Annotated in this window: 2 protein-coding genes; one reads left to right on the forward strand and one right to left on the reverse strand. The window is 71.2% G+C overall.

The features are described 5' to 3' along the window. A partial coding sequence (gene glgX, locus HGA02_RS15305) for a glycogen debranching protein GlgX (RefSeq protein ID WP_246247868.1) occupies positions 1-2202 on the reverse strand: 2202 nt, incomplete at its 3' end. 155 nt (positions 2203-2357) lie between these two features. Here glgX and HGA02_RS15310 point away from each other — a divergent pair. Further along, the coding region (locus tag HGA02_RS15310; RefSeq protein ID WP_168679905.1) for an FAD-dependent oxidoreductase at positions 2358-2829 on the forward strand (472 nt) is incomplete at its 3' end.

Raw genomic sequence — 2829 nt, forward strand, 5'->3', positions numbered from 1 at the left:
CGTGCGGCCGCTGTCGCCCTGCCGGCGCACGCGCGCGGCCTCGTGCGACGCGTCCGCGACGGCGCCGATGCCCGAGGGGGACGGCTTGGACTGCAGCGGCGGGCGCGTGAGGACGACGACCGAGTGGTGCGCGAGCGCCACGTCCTCGCCCGCGTCGAGCGTCGCGCCCGGCGCGACCTGCGAGTCGGTGTCGAACACGACCGTCCACGAGTCGCCGTACCGGTGCGACGGCACGACGAACGTCTCCGCCTCGGGCTCGCCGTTGAAGAGCACGAGGAACGAGTCGTCGACGATCTCCTCGCCGCGCATGTCCGGCTCCGCGATCGCGTCGCCGTTGAGGAACACCATCACCGCGCGCGCGAGGTCGCTGTTCCACTGCTCCGGGCTCATGTGCTCGCCGGTCGGCGCGAGCCACTCGATGTCCTTGAGGTCCGACGGGTCGGCCTCGTCGGGCTTGCCCGCGAAGAACCGGCGGCGGCGGAACACCGGGTGGTCCTGCCGCAGCCGCACGACGCGCCGCGTGAACTCGAGCAGGTTCGTCTGCCGCTCGTCGAGGTCCCAGTCGACCCACGAGATCGGGCCGTCCTGGCAGTACACGTTGTTGTTGCCCTGCTGCGTCCGGCCCAGCTCGTCGCCGTGCAGGATCATCGGGATGCCCTGCGACAGCAGGAGCGTCGCCAGGAAGTTGCGCCGCTGCCGGTCGCGCAGGTTGAGGACGTGCTCGTCGTCCGTCGGACCCTCGACGCCGCAGTTCCACGACCGGTTGTGGCTCTCGCCGTCGGCGTTGCCCTCGCCGTTCGCCTCGTTGTGCTTCTCGTTGTACGACGTGAGGTCGGCGAGCGTGAAGCCGTCGTGCGCGGTCACGAAGTTGACCGACGCGATCGGGCGGCGGCCCGTGTGCTCGTACAGGTCGGACGACCCCGAGATGCGGCTCGCGAACTCGCCCAGCGTCGACGGCTCCGAGCGCCAGAAGTCGCGGACCGTGTCGCGGTACTTGCCGTTCCACTCCGACCACAGCGGGGGGAACCCGCCGACCTGGTAGCCGCCCTCGCCGACGTCCCACGGCTCGGCGATGAGCTTGACCTGCGAGATCACCGGGTCCTGGTGGACCAGGTCGAAGAACGCCGACAGGCGGTCGACCTCGTGGAACTGCCGGGCGAGCGTCGCCGCGAGGTCGAAGCGGAAGCCGTCGACGTGCATCTCGGTCACCCAGTACCGCAGCGAGTCCATGATGAGCTGCAGCACGTTGGGCGAGCGCATGAGCAGCGAGTTGCCCGTGCCCGTGGTGTCGAAGTAGTGCGCCGGGTCGTCGTCGACGAGCCGGTAGTAGTTCGCGTTGTCGATGCCACGGAAGCTCAGCGTCGGGCCGAGGTGGTTGCCCTCGGCCGTGTGGTTGTAGACGACGTCGAGGATGACCTCGATGTCGGCCTCGTGCAGGGCCTTGACCATGGCCTTGAACTCCTGCACCTGCTGGCCCGTCTCGCCGTACGCGGAGTACTCGTTGTGCGGCGCGAAGAACCCGATCGTGTTGTAGCCCCAGTAGTTCGACAGGCCCTTGTCCTGGAGCACGGGGTCGTTGACGAACTGGTGCACGGGCATGAGCTCGACCGCGGTCACCCCGAGCGACACGAGGTGCTCGATCACGGCCGGGTGCGCGAGACCCGAGTACGTGCCGCGCAGCTCCTCCGGCACCGCCGGGTGCTGCTGCGTGAGGCCGCGCACGTGCGCCTCGTAGATGACGGACTCGTGGTACTGGTGCTGCGGCGGCCGGTCGTGGCCCCAGTCGAAGTACGGGTTCACGACGACGGACTTCATCGTGTGCGGCGCGGAGTCGTCGTCGTTCGTCGCCGTCGGGTCGTCGAACCGGTACGTGTAGAGCGACGGGTCGTTGTCGACCTGCCCGTCGATCGCCTTCGCGTACGGGTCGAGCAGCAGCTTCGACGGGTGGCAGCGCAGCCCCTGCGCCGGGTCGTACGGCCCGTGCACGCGGTAGCCGTACCGCTGCCCGGGGCCGACCGCGGGCAGGTAGCCGTGCCAGACGAAGGCGTCCACCTCGGTGAGGTCGACGCGCGTCTCCGTCCCGTCCGCGTCGAAGAGGCACAGCTCGACACGTTCGGCGACCTCGGAGAACAGCGCGAAGTTGGTCCCGGTCCCGTCGTAGGTGGCGCCCAGGGGATAGGGGCGTCCCGGCCAGATCAGCATCCGCCCAATGTGCCAGCCGCACGCCGATCCGGCGCGGGGGAGCGGGGTGGACTTCGGCACACCCCGAGCCGTTGCGAGAACGCGGCTGACCTGCTGCGCTGGGCACGGTGCCCGCCGGCCGACGGGACGCCTGAACGTCTCCCCAGGAGGTCGTCGTGTCCGGTCGGGTCGTCGTCGTGGGAGCCGGCCTGGCCGGCGCCAAGACCGTCGAGGCGCTGCGGGAGGGCGGGTACGAGGGCCGCGTCACCCTGCTCGGCGCCGAGCCGGACCGCCCGTACGAGCGGCCGCCGCTGTCCAAGGGCTACCTGACGGGCAGCGACGAGCGCGACGCCGCGTTCGTCCACGAGCCCGGCTGGTACGCCGCGCACGACGTCGACCTGCGCACCGGCACCACCGTCACCGCGCTCGACCTCGGCGCGCTGGACGTCGTCGACGGCACCGGCACCCGGACGGGCTTCGACCACCTCGTGCTCGCGACGGGCTCCGAGCCCCGCCGGCTCGACGTCCCGGGGTCGGACCTCGACGGCGTCGCGTACCTGCGCACGCTCCCCGACAGCGACCGCCTGCGCGCCGCGCTCACGCCGGACCGGCGCGTCGTGGTGGTGGGCGGCGGCTGGATCGGGCTCG

The sequence above is a fragment of the Cellulomonas septica genome (assembly GCF_012396155.1).
Taxonomy (GTDB): domain Bacteria; phylum Actinomycetota; class Actinomycetes; order Actinomycetales; family Cellulomonadaceae; genus Cellulomonas; species Cellulomonas septica.